This is a genomic window from Streptomyces olindensis, assembly GCF_040645895.1.
Lineage (GTDB): Bacteria > Actinomycetota > Actinomycetes > Streptomycetales > Streptomycetaceae > Streptomyces > Streptomyces olindensis.
Map to the genome: position 1 here is coordinate 1 of NZ_JBEYZD010000157.1, position 4,447 is coordinate 4,447.

At 69.0% G+C, this 4,447-nt stretch carries 3 protein-coding genes; all 3 read right to left on the minus strand.

The features are described 5' to 3' along the window. A partial coding sequence (locus ABZ948_RS40750) for a beta-ketoacyl synthase N-terminal-like domain-containing protein (protein ID WP_435857810.1) occupies window positions 1–599 on the minus strand: 599 nt, incomplete at its 3' end. 100 nt (window positions 600–699) lie between these two features. Continuing rightward, window positions 700–2,544 carry an asparagine synthase (glutamine-hydrolyzing) gene (gene asnB / locus ABZ948_RS40755; protein WP_359768180.1) on the minus strand — a complete coding sequence of 615 codons (1,845 nt, stop codon included), beginning with the start codon at window positions 2,542–2,544 and terminating at the stop codon, window positions 700–702. Window positions 2,545–2,813: 269 nt separating this feature from the next. Further along, entirely contained in the window at window positions 2,814–3,758 is a 945-nt protein-coding gene (locus ABZ948_RS40760) for a ParB N-terminal domain-containing protein (protein ID WP_359768181.1), read from the minus strand. Window positions 3,759–4,447 lie beyond the last annotated feature (689 nt).

The window sequence follows — 4,447 nt, forward strand, 5'->3', positions numbered from 1 at the left end:
GACGACGAACACGCCGTGTCCAGCGTCACCGCCGGACCCTCCAACCCCAGCGAATACGCCACCCGACCCGAGACCACACTGCCCGCCGAACCGGTGCCGACGTACCCCTCCGTGGCCGTCGACTGCGCGGCGAACCCGTAGTCCTGGTACATCACGCCGGCGAACACGCCGGTGTCGGTGCCGCGCAGGGACGTCGGGTCGATGCCGGCGTCCTCCAGCGCCTCCCAGGACGCCTCCAGCAGCAACCGCTGCTGCGGGTCCATCGCCGACGCCTCACGCGGCCCGATGCCGAAGAACCCCGCGTCGAAATCACCGGCGTTGTGCAGGAACCCGCCCTCACGCGCATACGACGTGCCGGGCTTGTCGGGGTCCGGGTCGAAGAGACGGTCGAGGTCCCAGCCGCGGTCGTCGGGGAAGCGGGTGATGGCGTCCCGGCCCGACGCGACCAGCTCCCAGAGGTGCTCCGGCGTCTCGACACCGCCCGGGTACCGGCAGCTCATGCCCACGATGGCGATCGGCTCGTCGAACCGGGCCTGCAAGCGCTCCAGGCCGTCACGGGTCTGCAGGAGTTCCAGCGTGACTTTCTTCAGGTACTCCACGAGCCGGGCTGACGACTGATCCTCAACAACGTTCTCGTCCACGGGGTATCCACACCTAAGGTCCGGGGTTCGATGCTGGAACGGGCCTGTCGGCGCGCGCTCAGTACAGCGGGCTCACGTCCACCTGGTACTCCTTGATCCAGGCGTTGGCGCGCAGGAGGCTCTCGGTGCGCAGGCGGTTCCAGGTGCCGCCACCGGCCGAGTCGGTGCCGTCGACGACCTCCTGGGCCGCCTCGGCGTTGATCAGGGGACGGATCGGCTCGTCGTCGCCGTTGTCCAGGATGCGCTTGAGGCCGGTGCGGAGCATGTCGTCGTACCCGGTGTCGAGCGTGGCCGGGAAGGCCGACTTGGGCCGCTGCAGCACCGATTCGGGCAGCAGATCGCCGGCGGCCGCGCGCAGCAGCCACTTCCCGGTGCCGTTCCGCTTCTTCATCGACCACGGGACGTTGAACATGTACTCGATGAGCCGGTGGTCGCAGAAGGGGACCCGGACCTCCAGGCCCAGGGCCATGCTCATCCGGTCCTTGCGGTCGAGCAGCGCCCGCATGAAGCGGGTGAGGTCGAGGTAGTTCACCTCGCGCATCCGGGCGTCCTCGGGCGTTTCGCCGTCGAGGCGGGGCACCTCGGCCAGGCCCTCGTTGTACATGCCGCCGAGCCGCTCCATCATGCCCGTCCGCTCGATGACGTCGGAGCTGAACAGGCTGAACGGGCCGGGGGTGCCGCGCAGGACCTGGAACGCCATCCACGGGTAGATCGGGATGTCGAGGACCTTCTGGTCGTGGACCCACGGGTAGCCGCCGAAGACCTCGTCGGCGCCCTCGCCGGAGATGGCGACGGTACAGTGCTCGCGCACGGCGCGGAACAGCAGGTAGAGCGAGACGTCCATGTCACCGAGGTGGTTCGGCAGGTCCCAGGCCCCGAGCACCTGCCGCCGGACGTCCGGGTCGCTGAGCCCCCGCGTGTCCACGGCGACGGACTCGTGCAGGCAGCCGACGTGCTTCACGACCTGCTCGATGAAGGGGCCGTCCTCGGTGGTGCGCAGTCCGTCGGCGGCGGAGTCGAACGAGTCCGAGTAGCCGACGAAGTCGATCGAGAACGAGTGCAGGACGTCCTCGGTGTTCGCCCGCGCGGCCAGGGCGGTGAGCAGGCTGGAGTCGACACCGCCCGACAGCAGCATGCCGAGCGGGACGTCGGACACCAGCTGCCGCTCGACGATGTCCTCCATGAGGGAGCGGACCTTGGTGACCGTGGTGTCCAGGTCGTCCTCGTGCGGGCGGGCCTCCAGCCGCCAGTAGCGGCGCTTGTCGATCCCGTTCCTGCTGACCTTCAGGTACTCGCCGGGCTGGAGTTCGCGCATCCCGTCGAAGAGCGTGGTGCCGGCCATGTTGGCCTGGAGCATGAGGAAGCTCGCGAACCCGTCCGGGTTCACCACCCGGCGGGCCGCCGGGTTGGCGAGGATCGCCTTCGGCTCGGAGCCGAACAGGATCCCCTGGTCGGTCGGGTAGTAGTAGACGGGCTTCACCCCCACCCGGTCGCGGACCAGCAGCAGTTCTTCCTTCTCGGTGTCCCAGATCGCGAACCCGAACATGCCGTTGAGGCGGCTCACGAAGTCCTCGCCCCACTCGGTGTAGGCGACGGCGACGACCTCCGTGTCGCTGTTGGTGGTGAACCGGTGGCCCTTGCCCTCCAGTTCGGCGCGCAGCTCGCGGAAGTTGTACACCTCACCGCTGTACGTGAGCACCGCGGCGCCGCGCACCATGGGCTGGGCTCCGCCGGCGGGGTCGATGACGGCGAGCCTGCGATGGCCGAGCGCGGCGTGCGGCGAGAGCCACACCGCCCCGTCGTCGGGCCCGCGCAGCGCCATCGTCTCCGTCATGGCCTCGACGGTCGCACGCCGCGAGCGCAGATCCGCCCCGAAATCCACCCAGCCGGTTATTCCACACATGGGCCCACCCCTCCGAGAACCGAAATGTTTTCCAGCATTCTGCAGCGACTGCGATTCGCACGGTAATCCCCGGGCCGCTCGCGAGCAGCACCGAATGCACCTGGAAACTACCCGTGGGTGAAAAGCCCACGGGTAGCGTCGAATCCACTGCGGCCGTAATTCACGGCAGTGCCCGGAAGAGGGACGAAGACGATGCCGGCGAGATCAACCCGGTGCACAGAAAGCACCAGGGGGCGCCGGCAACGCTGTCTGCCGAATGGGTCGAACAGTTATGTGCCAGTCTCCTGGGAATTGATCCGCTCCGTCAATTCTTCCGCGAGGAGCTGCCAGCTTTCGGCGTGGTGCCGCGCCAGCTCGGCGATCACCGGGGCGCAGTGCATCGGGAGACTGCTCGCCATCGCCGTCCAGTCGTGCGGCTGGACGGCCGAGACGTCGAGGATGCGCAGCAGCTTCCGGCCCGCCTCGGTGAACCGCAGCGAGGGGTCGGCCGCCAGCCGCCGGACCGTCAGCGACAGGTCCGGGGTGCCCGGGCGGACCCGGGCGCGCTGGACGGTGCCGCGCCCCGCGGCCCCCCGGCCGCGCGAGGTCCCGCCGTCCGGCGGATCCGTCGCCTCCGCTCCCGCCGCGGCCCGGGCGCGCCTGCGGACGTCCTTGGCCGTGGTGAGCGAGATGCCGGCGGCGAGCGCCACTTCCTGGGCGGACGCGTCGGGCTTCACGGCGAGGAACGCCAGCGCACGGGTGCGGCCTTCGGCGGCCGTCACCGGGTACGCCACCCCGTCCCGGCCCAGTCGCACGGCGGTCGGGTGCGGATTTTCCGCACCCGACCGCCGCCGGAGCGCGGCGATCGTCTTGTCCGAGAGGCCGGCGACCTCGGCCAGCCGCCGGTTGGACCACTCCGGGAAGTCCGCGAGCATGCGCGTCGCCGCGGCCTTGCGGTCGGCGAGCGAGAGCGGCAGTCCGTGGTTGCTGTTCAACCGGACGGCGAGCACGAAGGCCTGGCGTTCGTCGCCGTTGAAGAACACGGCGTTGATGTGCGAGGCGCCGGTGCGCTCGACCGCCCGCAGGCGGTGCACCCCGTCGATGACGGTCATCGTCTCGTGGTGGATCACGATCGGCGGCAGCTCCGCGCACACCTCGGTGAGCGCGTCGATGTGCCGGGAGTCCTCCCCGCCCGTCCGGGGAGTGGCCGCGACCAGAATTCGGCTCAGCGGCACCTGGGTGACCTCGGATAAGAGCTCACCGTGAAACGGGTCGAGGCTGTGCGCGTGGCGTTGTATCGGCTTCTCTGCTGATGCAGAGATGTGGTTCATCGATCTTCCCCCCTACCAACTTCCAGTGGGCTCGGCAGCTGTCGTGCGACGTATCCGCTGTGGATGACCTCAGGCAGCGCGGCAAACCACGGGAGGAGGGCAGGAAGGGCTGTGATCGGCAATCGGAAAGTTGCAGAACATCTGGCATTTCCCCCGTAACGCAATGTCGAGATCCGACCCGAACAATCTTTCAGGAGGATCGGGACATTGCAAGCCCTTGACCCGGGGGATCTTTGCTGTCAACAGGAAGCGGCTCCGGTGGAGTTGACATGGGCGTGGCACTCCGGGCAGCGTGCGCCGGGGCGCTGTCACTACCGTCGGGACCAACGCCCGGGGCGAGCGCTTTCAGAAAGCGCGATCCATCGAGAAGCGGAATCCGATTCAGCAGCTCCGGGCTGGGCGCAATCCGCCCGCCGACCATTCAGTGCTGTCCCTCGTCCAGGCGGAAGCGGAAGCATACGGAAGGCCGAGGGGCCTTTTCCGGGCCGCCCGCTGGAAGGCGGCCGAAGTTGAACGTGGCACGGTTGCCGAAGTCGAACGTGGCACAGGTCGGGAAAAGCGCGGCGCCGGGCGGGGAACGAAACCCCGCCCGG